This window comes from Pseudomonas profundi (assembly GCF_008638305.1).
In the GTDB taxonomy this organism is placed as follows: Bacteria; Pseudomonadota; Gammaproteobacteria; order Pseudomonadales; family Pseudomonadaceae; genus Halopseudomonas; species Halopseudomonas profundi.
On sequence record NZ_VTPZ01000002.1, the window covers coordinates 46,271 to 65,028 of the forward strand.

The window sequence follows — 18,758 nt, forward strand, 5'->3', positions numbered from 1 at the left end:
GGCGATTCGGGGATCATACGCTAACGGTTTGTGCGTTGTGATTGGCGCAACCGGAGCAGCTATCAAATGCCCGTGCCTGGCGAGGCACGCATCCGGTTTCAACTGTCTGTTCCGGGGCGCAGCAGCAGGGTGTAGCGCGACCGCCGGTTCGCTCGTTGCGGAATGCAGCGCCGATGCCATGGTCTACTCTGAACAGCAATCAAGTGGCCAGGGGGTGGCGCGCCTGCCTGGCTCCTGGTTGGATTGAAGTGTCCGCAGGGAGATTTTCGGGACGGGTATTGACCCCGTGTACGCAAGGTTCTATGGTTCGCCGCGAACGTTGAGGCTGGCACGATCCATACGGCTCAAGTACTGACGACGAGACAGCAAGACCGCAGGTTGCGGGCTTATTGCTTTCGGCGCACGCCTTGGGAAGTAGGCGAACCAAAGTGGGGATACTGATCAGACGTTCGCACCCCCGGGTTGTGTGTTGGCTACGCGTTCAGAGTCGCTTCCGTCGGAAGGCGCCGCTCTCTTTTATCCGAGAGTCAGGCCGTCTGTCTGCCCTGCATCTGATCATCCATGTCCTCACCCGCCCCGAAACTGAATTCGTAGCTTTGGAGCCATGCCATGTCTATCAAACTTGAAGACTACTTCGACAAAGAAACTTTCAACCGCATCAAGCAGCGTGCCGACCAGCATGAAACGCCCTTCCTGGTGGTTGACCTGAAAACCATCGATCGCGCCTATGACGAACTGGTCGAAGGCTTTCCTTTCGGCAAGATCTACTACGCGGTTAAGGCCAATCCATCGAACGAAGTGCTGAATCTGCTGAAGAATAAAGGTTCGAACTTCGATATCGCCTCCATCTATGAGCTGGAGAAGGTCATGGCGCTGGGCGTCAAGCCGGAACAGATCAGCTTCGGCAATACCATCAAGAAGTCCCGCCATATTCGCGCTTTCTACGAAAAGGGCGTGCGTCTCTATGCCACCGACTCCGAAGCTGACCTGCGCAACATCGCCAAGGCTGCGCCGGGCTCCAAGGTCTATGTTCGCATTCTGACAGAGGGCTCAACCACGGCCGACTGGCCGCTGTCACGCAAGTTTGGCTGCCAGACCGATATGGCCATGGACCTGCTGGTGCTGGCCCGCGAGCTGGGTCTGGAACCCTATGGTATTTCCTTCCATGTCGGCTCCCAGCAGCGCGATATTGGCGCCTGGGATGCCGCCATCGGCAAGGTGAAGGTGATCTTCGAACGTCTGAAGGAAGAGGACGGCATTGTTCTGAAGATGATCAACATGGGCGGTGGTTTCCCGGCCAATTACATCACCAAGACCAATACCCTTCAGGTCTACGCTGAAGAGATCACCCGGTTCCTGCACGAGGACTTTGGCGACGAACTGCCCGAGATCATCCTGGAGCCGGGCCGCTCGTTGATTGCCAATGCCGGCATTCTGGTCAGCGAAGTGGTGCTTGTGTCGCGCAAGTCGCACACCGCTTTGGAGCGCTGGGTGTACACCGACGTCGGCAAATTCTCCGGCCTGATCGAGACCATGGACGAGTCGATCAAATTCCCGATCTGGACAGACAAGAAAGGGGAGCTTGAGGAAGCAGTGATCGCCGGACCCACGTGCGACAGCGCCGACATCATGTACGAGAACTACAAATACGGCCTGCCGCTGAACCTCGCCATCGGCGACCGTATGTACTGGCTCTCCACCGGCGCCTACACCACCAGTTACAGCGCCATCGAGTTCAACGGCTTCCCACCGCTGGAAGCGTTTTACGTTTGAGCCAGAGGACGCAGCGGGTCCGCCTGCTCTTTTTGTGAGAGGCTGCGGGTCCGCTGTCTTTTGTAGGAGGGGCGACCCGCCGCGATGGCGTCCGCGGGACGCCTTATGGTTCACCAAAACGACCAAGTCTCCCTTCACTCACAAACCTCGAACCAGCCCAGCCCAGCTCGAGGCTCCTTCAGCTCCTTCTTTAACTAAGCTTCTGAATATTCGCCATCAGCTCACGCAGCGCCTCGATATTGTCCTTCGGATGCACCGCATTCTCGAAGCTGCACAGCTGCTCGAAATTCGCCGCTACATCTTCCGGGCTATACCCCTCGTCCGGGTTGAAACCGATACCCAGTGAACGCTCCCAACGCACCTTGCCCATCCAGCCACCGCCAACTTCGAACAGGCTGCCGGTTTCCTTGCACTGTTCTGAGCAGAGAAAGGCCACCAGCGGGCTGACCAGCTCCGGCTTCAACTTTTCGAACGCACCAGGCGGGAACAGACCTTCGGTCATGCGCGTACCGCCAGTCGGGGCAATGGCGTTGACGAAGATGTTGTTCTTGCGGCCTTCGATTGCCAATGTGCGCGTCAGACCGTAAAGGCCCAGCTTGGCCATGCCGTAGTTGGCTTGTCCGAAGTTACCGTAGATGCCGGAAGTCGAAGCAGTGAAAATGATCCGACCGAAGTTGCTGTCCTTCATATACGGCCATGCCGCATGCGTGACCTTGTAGGCGCCTTCAACGTGGACCTTGTAGACCAGATCCCAGTCAGCGTCGGTCATCTTGGCAAAACTCTTGTCACGCAGGATGCCAGCGTTATTGACCACCACGTCGACACGGCCAAAGTTATCCATCGCACACTGCACGATCTTGTCGCCGTCGATTACGTTGTCCGGGTTGGCTACCGCAGTGCCGCCGGCGGCCTTGATCTCTTCAACGACTTTCAACGCCGCTTCGCTGTTCGCGCCTTCGCCCTGTGCGCTACCACCCAGGTCGTTGACGATGACCTTGGCGCCATGCTTGGCGAACAACAGCGCGTGCGCACGACCAATACCGCCGCCGGCGCCGGTTACGATGACGACCTTGTCGTCAAAACGGATATCGCTCATGAAATGCTCCTAATCTATACGGGCGTTGAAAAAGGACTGCCAGTGTTAAACACTTGTTTCAATTCGCCAAGGGATAAGGTCAACGTGAATAGCCCGGCATAAGCCGGTGAATATCGGTTCGTGCCACGTCCTGAACGGCCGCAGGCGAGGAACCGCTGCAGAACGCGAATCTAACGGAAGTACGTCACAAAACGTGCGCTGCGCGAAAACTTACACCTGAAATCCAATCCAATACTACTGCCGCCTATGCCGCACAGCAGAGCGGCTGCGCCTATCTGCACCAACAGCTAACGGTCCGAGACTATAAAAATGAAACGACTTCTCCTGCCAGCATTCGCTGTTTCCGTTTTCGCGTTAGCGGGTATCGCCGTATGGGTCCATGCTGGGCCACCATCCGAAGTGTCTGCTGCCTATCTCGGGGTTGAGCGTCAACTGGCCGATCTCGAGTCGCACACAGTTGATATTCCTGGCTTCCAGGTGGCCTATCTCGAAGGCGGCACGGGGGAACCGTTGCTTCTGATTCACGGTATGGGCGCCAACAAGGACGAGTGGAACAGGGTTGCCTATCACCTGACGTCCCACCATCGGGTGATTGCGATAGACCTCCCTGGGTTTGGCGACAGCGACAAACCGGCCGGTGGACAGTATTACACGCCTGATCAGGTTCGCTACCTGAGCGACATTATTGAGGCGCTGGGGCTGGACAAGGTGCATCTGGGTGGTAACTCCATGGGCGGCCGCATTGCTGCTGCCTATGCCGCCCAGTATCCCGACAGGGTTGAAAGTCTATGGCTGCTGGCGCCGTCGGGCGTCATGAGCGCCCAGCCCAGCGAAGTGATAAAGCGCCTACAACGCGGCGAGCAGTTGCCACTGGTAGCGAGCAATCGTGAAGAACTGGACGAATCACTCAAGTTGACCACACAGCAGCCGCCTTATTATCCCGATCCGGTCAAGGATGCCTTTGCTGAAAGCGCCGCCGAGAACTACAGGCTCCACAGCCGAATCATGGCAGAACTCAATCAAGAGGCGGCAACGCAGCCGCTCGAACGCATCGCCGCAGGCCTGTCAGTCCCCACGCGTATTGTATGGGGCCAGGAAGACAAGCTGTTCCATCACTCCTCGGCTGAGGTCCTGCACAACCTGATCGACGGCAGCTCTGTATTTCTGGTCCCCGACACAGGCCACCTGCCGATGATGGAAGCGCCGGCCGAAGTGGCGGAAGACTACCAGGCGTTTCGAGCTTCGTTTGGGGAGCGTTCTTAGCGAGGCAACAGAATGCTAGGCGGCTGGGGCCGCACACGGGCGTGGACGATAGGCCTGTCTGCGGCTTACCGTCGGGCGAGCAAGGCAACTTGCTCCATCGGTATTTTTATTAAGGAAAAGTGATGTACGCACCAGCATATCCTCAGGACGAACTCAGCCTCTTATACCCCGGTGTGTATCTTCTGCATGGCAGCATCAAGATGGGGCCCGGAATGTGGATGAATCGAAACATGATCGTGCTCAAGAACGGAGACGAGTTGACCTTGGTTAATCCAGTGCGCTTGACGACCAGTTCTATCTCGATACATATAACTGCGAATTCTGGGAGCAGGAGGGTCAGAAACCGTACAAGATTCCGCGGCCCTTGTTGGCGAATGTGCAGTTGTGATCATGGAAGCCGAATTCGAACACAGCGATTCGATTATGGAAACGGTAACGGTTAACAAATCGAGTGATGAGTGGCAAGTGGTTGGCTATATTGTCAAGTAATACACTTGGTAATCGCAGGCACGGCGATGCACATTCCATTGCGCCTTCAGCTTCATTCCAGGGCTGCGCATGCTGAGGGCGTTAACTCCAAGGATCGAACATGCAACTATTAGCGAAATCAGATGCGGCGATATTACAAGTCGTGAGTCCATTGATGGACAACCTGATGGAGGGCTGCACCGAAATCGACTACGAAAAGCACACCAAAGACTTTTCCTCGCGCATAAAGATCCAAATGTCGCCGAGCAGGCTCGGGTCTTAATTGGGGTCAGTTGAACATTCTTTGCTAAAGTTCCGGATCGTTGACATCACCACGCACCTCCAGAAAGCGCGGGACAACAAAGCACATTCCTAACAACTGGTTCAAACCGTTCGCTCTGCTCACTGGGACGGGCTGAAGCCCGCCCCTTAACCAAACGTTGGACGACAAGAAATTGGGGGGTTGAATCGGCGCAAGTAAGCAGTATGATATTGTCATACTTCCTGATTTGTTAGGAGCTCAGCCATGAGCATGCACCGGAAGACCATCACGCTGACTGAACAGCAAGACGATTGGGTGAAGGGCCAGATTGAGAGCGGTCACTTTGGCAATGATAGCGAGTATATCCGCGATCTCATCCGGAGAGACCAGCAGGCCAAAGAACGTCTTGCCACGCTGAGGCAGGCCCTCGCTGAAGGTGAGTCAAGCGGGAAACCTAAGCCGCTCGACATATCGGCCATCAAAGCGGCTGGCCGTAAGCGAATGAAGGCGTCGGATTAGTGCTTAGGTTAACCGTCACGCCGAAGGCGGAATCTGATCTCACCGGAATCTGGATATATACCTGCGAAGAATGGGGGGTTGATCAGGCGGATAGTTACCTGGATCAGCTTGAAGCAGGAATGAATCAGCTGATTAATCATCCATCTCTCGGCTCTAACTACGCCCATGTTCTTCCCGGATATCGCAGATTGCAGGTAGAGCATCACGCTGTTTTTTATCAAGTGCTAGAGCCGCAAGTGCTCATTGTTCGTGTTCTGCACGAGGACATGGATGCACCGCAAAGGCTTCTGGATTAGCTGGCGGCTACCTTTTGGTGCAGCGCATGTTTTCCATCTAGGTTCCGTGCTGTTGTCGCCCACGTCGTCGATGGCTTCTTAGTCCACACCTCGATGATTGGCGCATCTGGGATGGAAAGCTTCCGCTTGCCCCGCCCCGCCAGCCTTGATTAACATCTGGCGGCCGCGCTGCCTAGCGCCTCTATTCTTCCTTGGCGGCGTATTTATCTTTCATCAGATAAGCATAGGCAGTATTGAAGGCAACCTCCTGATAGGCCTTGAGGTCAGTTTCGGCATAGTCAATCTGGATCGGGTTGCGCTTCAGTGATTCCTTGATCTCGGTCGGCGACATGATTATCACGTCCAGATCGCTGATCAGTTCGATGGCTGCTTCCAGCTTGAAACCGACCGCGCCGCCAGCAAATTTGCCCTTCATCGGTCGCTGCCGGACAACCACACGGTCTACCTTGTAATCCTGCATCAACTTGGCGAAGGTCTGCTGAAAATAGCGCAGCTCATGTGTGCTGTTGATGTCTGTCAAGGTCAGCCGCCGGGAGCGAAAATCGGGCAGCTCAAAAATTTCGTCTGTCAGCGACAACAAACATACGTTCACGTCATTACTGCTGATTTCAACACCACACACTTTCATAGAGCACCCGGTTTGGCTAGACCCGCGCATTGTAGCGCAAATTTGCGAGGTGATTTTGGGTGTTGTCGCCAATTGTCTCCAGACCTCATCTGGCGGCGCTGACAACCTCGCTGTGGTTCTTGAGTGCTTGTTCTTTACTGTCTAAGATAGCTGGCTTTATCCCAGCTCAGGACCGCCGCATGAACGATGCCAAATCGCTACCTCCCTTACCGGATAGACTGTCGAGTAATCCCCGTAGCCCGCATTACGTAGAAGCAATTTTCGAACATGATATTGGCATTCTGTTGAATGGAAAAGAACGTACCAACGTCGAGGAGTATTGCATCAGCGAAGGCTGGATAAAAATCCCTTCGCCTAAGGGATTGGACCGCCGGGGACAGCCACTACTGATCACGCTAAAAGGTACGGTTGAAGCCTTTTACAGCTAAACCAAACCCCCAGATACTTTCTGTATGACGCTTGGATTATATGAAAACCAGGAATTGAAATTTGACTAACAATGATATTTTACGCCGCTTACGCTATACATTTGATTTAAGAGATGCCGCTGTGGTCGATATATTCGCCTTGAGCGATATTGACGTGAGCGAAGAGCAGGTGGCTGCCTGGTTGAAAAGAGAGGAGGACGACGGATACCTCAGAATGAATGACAGTGACATGGTAGCTTTTCTGAATGGTTTTATTAACTTCAAGCGTGGCAAGCGTGACGGAGCGCAACCACCGCAAGAAAAGCACCTCAACAATAATATGGTATTGCAGAAATTACGGATTGCTCTTAATTTGCAGGCTGAAGGCGTATTGCAGATGTTAGAGCTGGCCGGATTTCGTTTAAGCAAGCATGAACTAAGTGCTTTTTTTCGCAAGCCGGAAAATAAGAATTATCGAGAATGCAAAGACCAGATCCTTCGCAAGTTTCTGCTCGGCATTCAGCTTCATTTGAGGCCTGGTGAGGTTGATCCAGAGTTACAATAAAGCCGTCCATTTCGCCCGTTAGCTGCCCCAGGAAGCCATGACCATCGAGTACAGAACCAACGCCCTGGTTACCACCGACGAATTCATAGACTTGCTGTTGCGGTCCACGCTGGGGGAGCGGCGACCTGTGCAGGACCGTGAATGCATGGAGGGCATATGATCGCCGGTATCAACCACATCACCTTTTCGGTCCGGGACCTGAGCTCGTCAATCGAATTCTACCGTGATCTTTCGGGAATGAAGTTACATGTCTTCTGGGACACAGGCGCTTATCTGACGGCAGGTGATACCTGGGTATGTTTGAGTTTAGGACAGGCTGACCCCGCCAAGGACTACACGCACATCGCTTTCAGTGTCGGCGAAGACGCGCTCCTGGGGCTACGAGCGAAACTGGACTCTGCTGGCATTGAAAAATGGAAGGTAAATACCAGCGAGGGCGACTCCATCTATTTACTCGACCCAAATGGGCATCGCCTTGAGCTCCATTGTGGAACATTGGCAACCCGCTTGGCTGAGCTGGAGCGCTCACCTTATAAAGGGATGGTGTGGTATTGAAATAACATACTGATTCGGCAGGAACGCAGCTCCGCCGCTCCAGCCCGCCCAAAGCCGGCCGACCGGTGGAAAACCACAAATGGATGCAGATACGACAAGAACAAAACCTCTGTCGACGCGCGAGCAAGAGCCAATCCCACTGACTGCACGTGAATTGGATCAACAGTTCCCCGGCGTTCTGGATGGGATTTCGCTTTTGGGAGGTGGCGCGAATGTCATCCTGCAATTGGCGCGGCCCGGGGTAGGCTACGGCGTGCTGGAAAGCCGTGTAGAAAGCGGGCAGATATTCCGTCGTCCTCTCAAGCGAACGCGCACGACACTGACCTATCTCGCCGTAGCCCTGGCCGGTACGAACCAAGAAAAACAGGCGTACCGGCAAGCGGTTGATGAAGTGCATGCGCAGGTTTATTCAACACCGCAGTCACCTGTGCAATACAATGCCTTCAATCACGACCTGCAGTTATGGGTGGCGGCTTGCCTTTACTGGGGTTTTGCTGACACCTGGCGTCAGTTGCGCGGCGAGCCCGATCCGGCAACGGCTGGCAGCTTTTATCAGCGTGCCGCTGCATTGGGGACCACACTTCAAGTACCACCGGAGCGTTGGCCGTCTGACCTTGCGGCTTATCAGACCTATTGGCAGCAAGCGTTGGCGCGGATCCATATCGATCCTCCGGTGCGCGCCTATTTGACCGACATTGCAGAGCTGAAATTTCTGCCCACAGTATTCAGTCGCAGCTTGGGGCCGCTGAATCGTTTCATTACTGCCGGCTTTCTTCCGCCTCAGGTGCGTGAGGAGATGCACTTTACCTGGGGAGAAAAGCAGCAGAAAAAATTCGATAGACTCATATCGACTGTCGGACTTGTGAACCGCTGCCTGCCCCGGGTTATTCGTCAATTGCCTTTCCTCGTTGTGCTCTGGGATTTTCGTCGGCGTCTGCGCAATGGGGCACCGTTTATATGACGGGTAAGCCAACGACGGATGCCGTGTCAGGTCGTCCCACCGCTCTGCTTTCTATTCGTCATTCGCAGCGGGCAAGCAGGCTGGAACTCTAGAGACCTGACGCTAGACTCCAAATAATGAGACTGCTCACGTAAAGGATTGTCTTCCGTTAATGCCGCAGTCTTTCAAGCTTACTAGCGCGGCGGCGAGGCGTGATGCGACATGACTATCTCAGCAAAAAACACGATTTGCCTCTGGTTCAACGGCGATGCCGAAGACGCGGCACGGTTTTATGCCGGTACTTTTCCCAACTCTTCCGTAGAGGCTGTTCATCGTGCGCCGGGCGATTTTCCTGCGGGTAAGGAAGGTGACGTTTTGACCGTTGAGTTCAGCGTCATGGGTATTCCTTGCCTGGGGCTCAACGGCGGGCCGGCGTTCAAGCACGACGAGGCGTTTTCGTTTCAAGTCGCTACAACTGATCAAGCCGAGACAGATCAGTACTGGAACGCCATCATCAACAACGGCGGCCAGGAGAGCGACTGCGGTTGGTGTAAAGACAAGTGGGGGATTTCCTGGCAGATAACCCCTGTCGCCTTGACGCAAGCAATCACCAGCCCGGATCGAGCCGCCGCCAAGCGCGCCTTCGACGCAATGATGACGATGCAAAAAATTGACATAGCGACGATCGAACAAGCATGCCGTGGCTGAAGCTTGAGACTACCGGTGTGATGATGGGCGGCCCGTTGCTCAGTGGACGCGCACCGACGCAGCAGTAGAATAGGACTACACATCGCGCGGCGTCAGGCCCCTCTGGAGAGTACATGTCGGAAATCAAGTTCACGAAAGACGAGAAGGCAGTCATCGTTCACAAGGTTCAGCGCTACTTCACCGAAGAGCTCAAGCAAGAAATTGGTCAATTTGACGCGGAGTTTTTGCTCGACTTCTTCTCCGGAGAGGTTGGTGCATATTTTTATAATCGTGGGCTATCCGACGCTCAGTTAGTTCTGTCCAACAAGCTCGATGACTTATCCGAGTCGATCTGTGAACTTGAGCGTCCCACGGAATTTCGGAAATAAGCATAGCAGTGCCGTTTGGGCGAACGGAGGAGATCGAAGGAGTCGACAGGGCCCGCCACACACGAGCGAAAGGCATTGCCGAACCCTATGGTCATCCAGTGACTTGCGGGCCGTTAGCCGACTTGATTGCTCTAGAACGGCATTTCCGCCTAAAGCGTAAGGTTAATCCGCCGATACAGTGAATGCTGGTATTAAACGGACTTTGCCTGGGTGGGCTTCCAGCTTCCCGAGTGCACTATCGCTGGAGTTGACTATGTTCAAGCTGTTCCGCAATCTTGGCTTTCGCTGGAAGCTGACCCTGCCACTGGGTTTGCTGGTGGCGCTGTTCTGCGCGCTGGGTGGCGTTTCGTTCATCGCTGTGAAAGATCTTTCCGCCCGCCTTCAATTATTTTCTTCTGCCCTGCTACCGCAGGCGACCGCCCTGCTTGAAGCCGACCGGGACCTGTATCAGGCGCTCGTGGCCGAGCGCACGCTTGTGCAGCTTGCCGGTAACGGCAGCCAGCCGAGCCTGGAAGCCGAGCATCGCGAAAATATGCAACAGGCCTTCGACCGCGTGCAAGCCTTCGCCAGCACGACGGAATCGATGCAGGCCAGGGCGCTGGCGGACAGGTTCTCCCAAGCTTTTGACGCCTGGAAGCGTGGTAGTGAAGAGGTCGTTACCCTGGCGCGCAGCTCATCTTTTGCAGATAACGACCAGGCTCACGAGCTGAGCTTTGACACTTCATACGAGCGCTTCAGCGCGGCGCGCGAGCTGATCGATCAGATGACCCAGCAGGTCGATAGCCAATCCGCAGCAGAAGTCGCCGCAGCCGAAGCGGCCGTTGCGCGCGATACCGGCATCTTCAGTACGGTCGCGCTGGTCGGGCTGGTCATTTGCGCGTTGCTGATTGCCTTTCTGCCGGGCCTTATTCTCAAGCCATTGCTGGCGATCCTTGCACGCATTCGCGATATCGCTGATGGCGAAGGCGATCTGACCAAGCGTGTCGAGGTCACCTCTACTGACGAAATTGGCCAGCTCGGGCAGAGCGTTAATCTGTTCCTTGAACAGCTGCAGACACTGATCCAGCAGGTGGCCGACTCGACCATGCAGGTCGCCTCGGCCTCGCAGCAGATGAGCACCATAGCCGTGACCCAGCAACAGCTGGTGAGCGAGCAGTATATGGCAATCGATCAGGTCAGCACCGCAGCCACGGAGATGAGCGCGGCCATTCACGAAGTATCAGGCAACGCCCATAACACTGCCGAAGCCGCACGGCAGGCGGACAAACAGGGGCATACCGCATCGGAGCTGGTCGGACACACCATGGGTGCGTTGCGCAGATTGGCCGGTGATGTAACCGAGGCCGCGGGCGTGATCAACCGTCTTGAGCAGGATAGCGAGCGGATCGGCGGCGTGCTGAGCGTAATCCAGGCGATTGCCGAGCAGACCAATCTGCTGGCGCTGAATGCCGCGATCGAGGCGGCCCGTGCGGGGGAGCAGGGCCGTGGTTTTGCGGTGGTGGCCGACGAGGTGCGGGCTCTAGCCGGTCGCACGCAGGCCTCCACGCAGGACATCCAGAAAATGATAGAAAGCCTGCAGGCAGGCAGTGCCCAGGCAGTCAGCGTGATGCAGCGCAGCGCAGCAGTAGCGGCCGGAAGCGTGGATCAGGCGGCAGGCACCGAGCGCGCGTTGGGTGACACGGCCCAGGCGGTAGTACGCATTAACGACATGGCTACGTAGATCGCCGCGGCCTGCGAAGAGCAGAGCCAGACCACCGAAGAAATCGCCCGGAACATTAGCGGCATCCGCGATCTATCGAACCAGGCTGCACAAAGCTCCGAAGAAAGCCGCGGCGCGAGCAAGTCTCTGGCGCGTCTGGCAGAGGGTCTGCAACAACAGGTAAGGCGGTTCAGAACCTGATCGCACCCCTGGTATCAGTTGAACATTCGTCGAACCCCGGTGGGCATGGATCCCGCTGCTATAATCGATTAACCGTTCAGCCAGCCAGGGTGTGAGAACATTATGGTGGAAGCAAATAGTAGCCCTAAGGTCGATTCAAACCGAAGAACAAGTCCAGCGGCCTTTTTCCGTGGGTTCTTGCGGGAGCCGAGTCAGGTGGGTTCGGTTATCCCCAGTTCGCGATTCCTGGAGCAGCGAATCGTCGATGCTTCCAGACTTTCTACGGCCAAGCGGGTGGTTGAGCTAGGACCGGGTACCGGTGGCACCACGCGAACGTTTCTACAGCACCTTGCCCAGGATGCGCAGCTGCTTTCAATCGAACTAAGTCCTTACTTCCATGAACTGCTTGGCGAGATCGCAGACCCGCGCTTCACCAATCACCTGGGCAGAGCCGAGGATCTCGCCGCGATCCTGGCGTTGCACGATATGGGGAAGCCAGATGTGATTATCTCCGGCATTCCCTTCTCGAAAATGCCGAAAGCGGTTGCTACCCGCGTTGCGCAGGCGGTGAAGGACAGCCTGGCCGAAAATGGGCGTTTCATTGCGTATCAGTTTCGCCGGGATGTAGCCTGGGTTACCGACCCGATCATGGGGGCGCCTGCTTCGTGTACGCTGGAACTACGGAATATCCCGCCGATGCGGGTTTATAGTTGGTTAAAGACTGCAAGTGGCTGAGCCGGTTACCACAGCGGATACGGGGGTTGTTCGGGGAGCCACAGGATCAGATCCTTTCAGGAGGCTTCCCTGAACGTCGGAATCTATATCTACGACAACGCAGAGGTCCTGGATTTTTCCGGTCCCTTCGAGGTGTTCTCGACGGCCAACCGGATTTCCGGCCCCACCGAGCCGTTCAAGGTGTTTTTGCTGGCCGAGGACACGAAACCTGTTATCGCCCGCGGTGGGTTTAGCGTCAATCCGGATTATGCGTTGGACCAGCATCCCGGTATTGATGTACTGATCATCGCTGGAGGGGTGCATGCCGACCAACTGATCAAGCCCGCCGTCATCGATTGGGTGGTGAAGCAGGCAGAGAGGGCGCGGATTGTCGCTTCGGTATGTACCGGCGCCTTCATTCTCGCCGAGGCTGAATTGCTGTCAGGCCTGGACGTAACCACCCACTGGGAAGACCTTGCCGAGCTCGCCAGCCGATACCCTGAACTCAGGGTGGTAGAGGGCAGACGCTGGGTCGACACAGGCAGGTGCGTTACGTCGGGCGGTATCAGTGCAGGCATCGATATGAGCCTGCACCTTGTCTCCAGACTGGGCGGCATGGCGTTAGCCAAGCTAACTGCAAGTCAGATGGAGTTTGATTGGCCCTAGGGTCAGCGCCAATACCAGCGCAGAGGCATGGTTTGCTGTCCCGTTGCGCAACGACAAGCGGCATGACGGTCCGCCTTGCGCAAGGTTCAGCTATGGCTATTCATCTACAGCGAAGGCATCCACCGGCTTGTCGAAGGAAATAAACAGCACACAATCTTCCTCCGACTGGCAGGTTGCTACGTGGGGAAGCTCCGGCGGACCATAGGCGTAGGTCCCTGGCTCCATCACCACAGGTTCCTGATTATCGTAATCCACCCTCATTTTACCGGACAGCAATATCATGCGTTCTGCGGAGGTGTGCCAGTGGTGCGGTGCAGTAGTGTCGCTGCGCAGGCGGAAGAGCACATCGGTGTTCTCCTTCCTGGGGTCGCCCTGCAGTACGGCCAGACCGCAAGAATCCGGCATAAAGGCGGGGCAAGGACCCCATTCAATGTCGGCACTCGCATGATCCCGAATAAAGGCTTGCTCATCTGCGGCAATCGACCAGCCGCCCGCCAGGAGCAGTGCGCTCATGATGCCTATTCGCACCGAGAGTCGGGTCATTGATTTTTCGGTCATTCGCAATGATTCCATGATTGTTCCTCCTCTTTGTTAATGGACTCCCATAGTGGTCAAATGATTTCGGAAACCTCGAAACTGATTGGCGACAGGGCGATCAATGCCGGGCTCCGTATTAGCGAAAGTCATCGGCCAGATCGCTGTCACGCGATGCTTTCATCTCGTTTGCTTGGTACTGAAGGCCTTTGGTAGGCGCGTTTTGAGGGGCAGGGAGGAGGCAGGACGCTGTGATTTGTGGTGGGAAATGCGAAGGAAGGGGAGGAGTGATTGGGGCAGTGGCGGAATAGCTGAGTACATCAACCATTCCGCCCGAGCAGGGTCAGATCAGTTCAATCGCCACCGCAGTCGCTTCGCCGCCCCCGATGCATAGCGAGGCGATGCCGCGCTTGCCACCAGTTTTCTGCAGGGCGTTGATCAGCGTCACGATCAGGCGCGAACCGGTGGAGCCGACCGGGTGGCCCTGGGCACAGGCGCCGCCGTAAATGTTGACCTTGGCGTGATCAAGATTGTGCTCACGCATCGCCAGCATGGTCACCATGGCGAAGGCTTCGTTGATCTCGAACAGGTCCACATCATCCTTGCTCCAGCCAGTCTTGTTGAACAGGTTGCTCATGGCACCGATCGGGGCCAGCGTGAATTCGCTTGGATCCTGGCTCTGGGTCGCATGGCCGACGACGCGGGCCAACGGCTTCAGGCCGCGACGCTCGGCTTCGGCGGCTGTCATCATGACCAGGGCGCTGGCGCCATCGGAAATCGAGCTGGCGTTGGCTGCGGTAACCGTGCCGTCCTTGCTGAACGCCGGACGCAGGCTCGGAATTTTCTCGATATTGGCATTGTGCGGTTGCTCGTCGTCCTTCACTACCACCTCGCCCTTGCGGGTCTTGACCGTGACCGGGACGATTTCGCTGTCCAGCGAGCCATTCTCGATGGCAGTTTTGGCGCGCTTCAGCGATTCGATGGCATAGGCGTCCATATCTTCACGGCTCAGGCCGTTGCTGTCCGCGGTTTCCTGGGCGAAAGAGCCCATCAGCCGACCGGTGCGGGCATCTTCCAGACCGTCGAAGAACATGTGGTCCTTGATCTCACCATGGCCCATGCGCAGGCCGTTGCGGGCTTTTTCGATGAGGTAGGGCGCGTTGGACATGCTTTCCATACCACCGACAACCATGACCTCGTTGGTACCGGCCTTGAGTGCATCATGCGCGAGCATCACGGCTTTCATGCCGGAGCCGCAGAGCTTGTTGATAGTAGTACAGCCGGTGGAGGCGGGTAGGCCGGCATTCAGGCTGGCCTGGCGGGCCGGGCCCTGCTTTAGACCAGCGGGCAATACGCAGCCCATGATGACTTCCTGCACATCTGCGCCCTGAATGCCTGCTCGCGATACGGCTTCGCGGATGGCGAGTGCGCCGAGTTCTACTGCCGACACGCTGGCCAGACTGCCCTGAAAACCGCCCATGGGTGTGCGGACGCCACTGACAATAACAATGCTGTTATCAGACATGCTCTACTCCTGGTATGTGACTGAGTCGGTTATTCAGCCGGGTTGAGGGCGCAGATTATACTCGGTTTTCGCAAGTTCATACTTTGGAACGATAGGTAGGCTGTGCTGACGTTGGCTATAGTCCGATGACTGGTAAGCTGCGACATTTGCCAAAACCTAACAACTCAAAAAGAAAAAGCAGGCCATCCCATGTTGAACACTCGCATTCTCAAGCCAACCGATAACGCCCACTCCACCCCGTTGTTGATCAAAAGTCTGCTGCTGTCCGGAAGCCGCTACGAGCGTAGCCAGGAAATTGTCTACCGGGATATCAGCCGGTATGATTACGCGACCTTCAATGAGCGGATCTGCCGCCTGGCCAACGCTTTGACTGCCGCCGGGGTCAAACCGGGCGATACGGTGGCGATGATGGATTGGGACAGTCACCGTTATCTCGAGTGCATGTTCGCCGTTCCCATGATTGGTGCTGTCCTGCACACGGTCAATATCCGTCTCTCGCCCGAGCAGATTCTCTACACCATGAACCACGCTGAAGATATCTTCGTGCTGGTTAACAGTGACTTTCTGCCTATCTATCAGGGCATTGAGAGCGGTCTTACTACCGTAGAGAAGACCATCCTGCTGACCGATGGCGATAGCAAAACAGCCAAAATGGCAGGTCTGGTAGGCGAGTACGAGGAGCTCCTGGCCGCCGCAGAGCCAAGCTATGAGTTCGAAGATTTCGACGAGAACTCCGTTGCGACCACCTTTTATACCACCGGCACCACGGGCAACCCGAAAGGCGTGTACTTCACCCACCGTCAGCTCGTTCTGCACACTCTGACCCAGGCTGGCACCATGGGCGGGCTAGACAGCGTGCGCCTGTTTGGCAACCGCGACGTGTATATGCCGATCACGCCGATGTTCCACGTACATGCCTGGGGCATCCCCTATACCGCGACGTTGCTTGGCGTGAAGCAGGTCTATCCCGGTCGTTACGAGCCAGAATTGCTGTGTCAGCTGATCAAGAACGAGAAGGTTACCTTCTCACATTGCGTGCCGACCATTTTGCAAATGCTGCTCAATGCAGACACAGCCAAGGGTATGAGCTTCGATGGCATGAAGGTCATCATCGGCGGCAGCGCGCTGAACCATGGGCTGTATAAGGCGGCCACCGCGACGGGCATGACCCTGTCGGCAGCCTATGGCATGTCCGAAACCTGCCCGTTGATCTCTGCCGGGTACATCAATCTTGAGCTTGAAGCGGGCACTCAGGAAGAACGTGAGACCTTCCGCTGCAAGGCCGGCGTGCCAGTGCCGCTGGTTGATGCACGCATCATGGACGCCCAGGGCAATTTTCTGCCTAAAGACGGCACTACCCAGGGTGAGCTTGTGCTGCGCGCTCCCTGGTTGACCCAGGGATATTTCCGCGAGCCGGAGAAGAGCGCTGAGCTGTGGCAGCACGGCTGGATGCATACGGGTGACGTGGCGACCATCGACGAGATGGGCTTTATCGATATCCGCGACCGTATCAAGGACGTGATCAAGACTGGCGGTGAATGGATCTCTTCCCTTGAGCTTGAAGACTTGATCAGCCTAAGCCCGGCGGTGAAAGAAGTGGCTGTGGTCGGTGTGCCTGATCCGCAATGGGACGAGCGGCCCTTTGCGTTGATTGTTCCCGCTGAAGGTCATGAGATGAACGCCCGGGTGTTGCGCGATCACTTGAAGAGTTATGTCGATGAAGGGCGCATCAACAAATGGGCAGTCCCCTCGCAGATCGCGACTGTTACCGAAATACCCAAAACCAGTGTAGGCAAGCTCGACAAAAAACGGATTCGTGTCGAGATCGGGCAGTGGCAGGAAAGCCAGGCGCCGTTCCTCTCCACCATCTGATCCATGTCGGCGGGTCTCACATTGGTGCCGGCCCGCCTCGATTCTCGCTTGCAGCCTTATCAGCGCATCTGGTTGTCGTGTTTGAGACAGGATGCAAATCTGTACCAAAATCATACTTTGGATTGATCCCGGATACCGGCGACTTGGTTATAGTTCGCCGCTGTATCCGTTCCGTGCTGCGCGTTATCAACGCGTCGACTGCGCCACCGTCAATACCTCAGGGTCTCCCTGATTCCGCTAGCAGAGAATTCATGATGAAACCTACGCTTCTGAAAACCGCTGTCCTGGCTGTTGCCATTGCCGCGGGCAGTGTCCACGCAGCCTCCGAGCAACAAATTGCTGAACTGGGCAAGAGCCTGACACCGATTGGTGCAGAGAGGGCCGGTAACGCGGCAGGCACCATCCCTGAATGGGATGGTGGCCTGGTACCTGATGCCGGAGAGTTCAAGGATGGTTTTCTGACCAACCCTTATGCCGGTGACCAGCCGCAGTTCGTCATCACGGCTGACAACTACGAGCAATACGCTGAACAATTGGCCCCGGGCCAGATAGCCATGTTCAAGCGCTATCCAGAAACCTACCGCATGCCGGTTTACGAGACCCAGCGTAGCGTCGGCATGTCGGATGAGATCTATGAGGCCGCCAGGCACAACGCCGCCCAGTCGCAACTGGTCAAGGACGGCAATGCGGTCACCGGCTACAAACTGGCGCATGCTTTCCCGATCCCGTCCAATGGCCTGGAAGTCATCTGGAACCACATCACCCGCCTCCGCGGTCATTCCTTTGAGCGTGTGGTTACCCAGGCGACCCCTCAGGTCAACGGTAGTTTCGGCATCGTCCGCTTCGTTGAGCAATACGCCCTGCCAGCAGCGTTGAGCGATTACGACGCCGAGAGCATGGGCAACATCCTTTATTACTTCAAACAGCAAGTCACCGACCCGAGCCGTCTGGCCGGTAACGTATTGCTGGTGCACGAAACCGTCGATCAGGTCGAGACCCCGCGTATGGCGTGGATCTACAACGCTGGCCAGCGCCGTGTGCGTCGTGCTCCGCAGGTGTCCTATGACGGCCCAGGCACAGCCGCCGACGGCATGCGTACTTCGGACAATCTGGATATGTTCAACGGTGCCCCTGATCGCTATGACTGGGAGCTGGTCGGCAAGCGCGAGCTGTTCATTCCTTACAACAGCTACAACCTGGGCTCGCCGGAGCACGAGTACAGCGACATCATCAAGGCCGGTCACATCAATCAGGATCTGACCCGTTACGAGCTGCACCGGGTGTGGGAAGTGGTTGCGACCGTGAAGCCCGATCAACGGCACATCTATGCCAAGCGTCACTTCTTTATCGACGAGGATTCCTGGCAGGCTGCGCATATCGACCACTACGATTCCCGCGGGACCCTTTGGCGCGTAGCGGAAGCCCATGCCCTGCATCGCTACAAGGATCAGGTGCCTGGCTACGCTCTGGAGACGCTGTATGACCTGGTCGCCGGTCGTTATCTGGCAATGGGCATGAACAACGAAGAGAGCCGGGATTACGATTACAGCTATCGTGCCAGCTCACGGGAGTTCACCCCGACAGCGCTGCGCCAGTCCGGCGTACGCTGATCCACTCTGACCTGGCGGCCCCTTGAGGCTGCCAGGTTTTTTCTTTTGCGCCGGTTCCCGGTAGCGATACAAACTGCATGACCCACAGACCGTGCAACCGATACACTTGG

19 protein-coding genes and 2 pseudogenes are annotated in these 18,758 nt (G+C 56.3%); 17 read left to right on the forward strand and 4 right to left on the reverse strand.

The features are described from left to right. Window positions 1-609 precede the first annotated feature (609 nt). On the forward strand, window positions 610-1,773 hold the full coding sequence (locus FZE95_RS03235; protein WP_150299404.1) for a type III PLP-dependent enzyme: 1,164 nt from the start codon (window positions 610-612) through the stop codon (window positions 1,771-1,773). Between the two features lie 190 nt (window positions 1,774-1,963). Here FZE95_RS03235 and FZE95_RS03240 read toward each other — a convergent pair whose 3' ends face one another. Further along, window positions 1,964-2,869 (reverse strand): SDR family oxidoreductase, encoded by a 906-nt coding sequence (locus FZE95_RS03240; protein ID WP_150299405.1) that lies wholly within the window; start codon window positions 2,867-2,869, stop codon window positions 1,964-1,966. Between the two features lie 309 nt (window positions 2,870-3,178). Between FZE95_RS03240 and FZE95_RS03245 the strand changes: the two genes are divergently transcribed. The 4 genes from FZE95_RS03245 to FZE95_RS03260 all read left to right on the forward strand — a co-directional run bounded on the left by FZE95_RS03245 (window position 3,179) and on the right by FZE95_RS03260 (window position 5,677). Beyond that, window positions 3,179-4,132 (forward strand): alpha/beta fold hydrolase, encoded by a 954-nt coding sequence (locus FZE95_RS03245; RefSeq protein WP_150299406.1) that lies wholly within the window; start codon window positions 3,179-3,181, stop codon window positions 4,130-4,132. A gap of 321 nt (window positions 4,133-4,453) precedes the next feature. Beyond that, entirely contained in the window at window positions 4,454-4,621 is a 168-nt protein-coding gene (locus FZE95_RS20025; RefSeq protein WP_223824966.1) for a DUF4019 domain-containing protein, read from the forward strand. A gap of 505 nt (window positions 4,622-5,126) precedes the next feature. Continuing rightward, window positions 5,127-5,381, forward strand: coding sequence for a type II toxin-antitoxin system ParD family antitoxin (locus tag FZE95_RS03255; protein WP_150299408.1), 255 nt, complete (start codon window positions 5,127-5,129; stop codon window positions 5,379-5,381). Next, window positions 5,381-5,677: a type II toxin-antitoxin system RelE/ParE family toxin gene (locus FZE95_RS03260; RefSeq protein ID WP_150299409.1), complete on the forward strand. Its 297-nt coding sequence runs from the start codon at window positions 5,381-5,383 to the stop codon at window positions 5,675-5,677. The genes FZE95_RS03255 and FZE95_RS03260 overlap by 1 nt, the downstream gene beginning before the upstream one ends. 181 nt (window positions 5,678-5,858) lie before the next feature. Here the strand turns inward: FZE95_RS03260 and FZE95_RS03265 are convergent, their stop codons facing one another. Next, entirely contained in the window at window positions 5,859-6,335 is a 477-nt protein-coding gene (locus FZE95_RS03265; RefSeq protein WP_317845772.1) for a DUF3010 family protein, read from the reverse strand. Window positions 6,336-6,484: 149 nt separating this feature from the next. Here FZE95_RS03265 and FZE95_RS03270 point away from each other — a divergent pair, with 149 nt between their 5' ends. From FZE95_RS03270 to FZE95_RS03315, 10 genes and pseudogenes are all read left to right on the forward strand, one after another. Next, the gene (locus FZE95_RS03270; protein ID WP_150299411.1) at window positions 6,485-6,733 is read left to right on the forward strand and encodes a DUF3297 family protein; all 249 of its coding nucleotides are present in this window, start codon (window positions 6,485-6,487) and stop codon (window positions 6,731-6,733) included. A gap of 61 nt (window positions 6,734-6,794) precedes the next feature. Further along, entirely contained in the window at window positions 6,795-7,277 is a 483-nt protein-coding gene (locus FZE95_RS03275; RefSeq protein ID WP_150299412.1) for a YehS family protein, read from the forward strand. 156 nt (window positions 7,278-7,433) lie between these two features. Beyond that, a complete protein-coding gene (gene fos, locus FZE95_RS03285) occupies window positions 7,434-7,832 on the forward strand; it encodes a fosfomycin resistance glutathione transferase (protein WP_150299413.1) in 399 nt (132 codons plus the stop codon). Window positions 7,833-7,911: 79 nt separating this feature from the next. Next, window positions 7,912-8,793: an oxygenase MpaB family protein gene (locus tag FZE95_RS03290; RefSeq protein ID WP_150299414.1), complete on the forward strand. Its 882-nt coding sequence runs from the start codon at window positions 7,912-7,914 to the stop codon at window positions 8,791-8,793. A 207-nt stretch (window positions 8,794-9,000) separates the two neighbouring features. Continuing rightward, window positions 9,001-9,480 carry a VOC family protein gene (locus FZE95_RS03295; RefSeq protein ID WP_190324496.1) on the forward strand — a complete coding sequence of 160 codons (480 nt, stop codon included), beginning with the start codon at window positions 9,001-9,003 and terminating at the stop codon, window positions 9,478-9,480. Window positions 9,481-9,593: 113 nt separating this feature from the next. Next, window positions 9,594-9,848 (forward strand): DUF2164 domain-containing protein, encoded by a 255-nt coding sequence (locus FZE95_RS03300; RefSeq protein WP_150299416.1) that lies wholly within the window; start codon window positions 9,594-9,596, stop codon window positions 9,846-9,848. Between the two features lie 253 nt (window positions 9,849-10,101). Next, a pseudogene (locus FZE95_RS20165) lies at window positions 10,102-10,890 on the forward strand (HAMP domain-containing protein); the annotation flags it as partial. 318 nt (window positions 10,891-11,208) lie between these two features. After that, window positions 11,209-11,568, forward strand: a pseudogene (locus FZE95_RS20170) (methyl-accepting chemotaxis protein); the annotation flags it as partial. A 375-nt stretch (window positions 11,569-11,943) separates the two neighbouring features. After that, window positions 11,944-12,462 (forward strand): class I SAM-dependent methyltransferase, encoded by a 519-nt coding sequence (locus tag FZE95_RS03310; protein WP_223824945.1) that lies wholly within the window; start codon window positions 11,944-11,946, stop codon window positions 12,460-12,462. Window positions 12,463-12,531: 69 nt separating this feature from the next. Further along, window positions 12,532-13,107 carry a DJ-1/PfpI family protein gene (locus tag FZE95_RS03315; protein ID WP_150299419.1) on the forward strand — a complete coding sequence of 192 codons (576 nt, stop codon included), beginning with the start codon at window positions 12,532-12,534 and terminating at the stop codon, window positions 13,105-13,107. Between the two features lie 96 nt (window positions 13,108-13,203). On the opposite strand, the gene FZE95_RS03320 is transcribed toward FZE95_RS03315, so the two are convergent. Both FZE95_RS03320 and FZE95_RS03325 read right to left on the reverse strand, forming a co-directional pair. After that, entirely contained in the window at window positions 13,204-13,680 is a 477-nt protein-coding gene (locus FZE95_RS03320) for a cupin domain-containing protein (RefSeq protein WP_223824946.1), read from the reverse strand. 304 nt (window positions 13,681-13,984) lie between these two features. Next, window positions 13,985-15,166 (reverse strand): acetyl-CoA C-acyltransferase, encoded by a 1,182-nt coding sequence (locus FZE95_RS03325; protein ID WP_150299420.1) that lies wholly within the window; start codon window positions 15,164-15,166, stop codon window positions 13,985-13,987. A 189-nt stretch (window positions 15,167-15,355) separates the two neighbouring features. On the opposite strand from FZE95_RS03325, the gene FZE95_RS03330 reads away from it, so the two are divergent. Together FZE95_RS03330 and FZE95_RS03335 are read left to right on the forward strand one after the other, a co-directional pair. Continuing rightward, on the forward strand, window positions 15,356-17,038 hold the full coding sequence (locus FZE95_RS03330; protein ID WP_150299421.1) for a fatty acid--CoA ligase: 1,683 nt from the start codon (window positions 15,356-15,358) through the stop codon (window positions 17,036-17,038). Window positions 17,039-17,292: 254 nt separating this feature from the next. Continuing rightward, on the forward strand, window positions 17,293-18,648 hold the full coding sequence (locus tag FZE95_RS03335; protein WP_150299736.1) for a DUF1329 domain-containing protein: 1,356 nt from the start codon (window positions 17,293-17,295) through the stop codon (window positions 18,646-18,648). Window positions 18,649-18,758: the final 110 nt, after the last annotated feature.

Excerpts from the sequence above, each read along its gene's own strand:
- FZE95_RS03325 (WP_150299420.1), bottom strand. The coding sequence starts at position 15,166 with ATGTCTGATAACAGCATTGTTATTGTCAGTGGCGTCCGCACACCCATG.
- FZE95_RS03245 (WP_150299406.1), top strand. The coding sequence starts at position 3,179 with ATGAAACGACTTCTCCTGCCAGCATTCGCTGTTTCCGTTTTCGCGTTA.
- FZE95_RS03270 (WP_150299411.1), top strand. The coding sequence starts at position 6,485 with ATGAACGATGCCAAATCGCTACCTCCCTTACCGGATAGACTGTCGAGT.
- fos (WP_150299413.1), top strand. The coding sequence starts at position 7,434 with ATGATCGCCGGTATCAACCACATCACCTTTTCGGTCCGGGACCTGAGC.
- FZE95_RS03335 (WP_150299736.1), top strand. The coding sequence starts at position 17,293 with ATGAAACCTACGCTTCTGAAAACCGCTGTCCTGGCTGTTGCCATTGCC.
- FZE95_RS03265 (WP_317845772.1), bottom strand. The coding sequence starts at position 6,335 with ATGCGCGGGTCTAGCCAAACCGGGTGCTCTATGAAAGTGTGTGGTGTT.
- FZE95_RS03235 (WP_150299404.1), top strand. The coding sequence starts at position 610 with ATGTCTATCAAACTTGAAGACTACTTCGACAAAGAAACTTTCAACCGC.
- FZE95_RS03255 (WP_150299408.1), top strand. The coding sequence starts at position 5,127 with ATGAGCATGCACCGGAAGACCATCACGCTGACTGAACAGCAAGACGAT.
- FZE95_RS03240 (WP_150299405.1), bottom strand. The coding sequence starts at position 2,869 with ATGAGCGATATCCGTTTTGACGACAAGGTCGTCATCGTAACCGGCGCC.
- FZE95_RS03320 (WP_223824946.1), bottom strand. The coding sequence starts at position 13,680 with ATGGAATCATTGCGAATGACCGAAAAATCAATGACCCGACTCTCGGTG.
- FZE95_RS03300 (WP_150299416.1), top strand. The coding sequence starts at position 9,594 with ATGTCGGAAATCAAGTTCACGAAAGACGAGAAGGCAGTCATCGTTCAC.
- FZE95_RS03330 (WP_150299421.1), top strand. The coding sequence starts at position 15,356 with ATGTTGAACACTCGCATTCTCAAGCCAACCGATAACGCCCACTCCACC.
- FZE95_RS03290 (WP_150299414.1), top strand. The coding sequence starts at position 7,912 with ATGGATGCAGATACGACAAGAACAAAACCTCTGTCGACGCGCGAGCAA.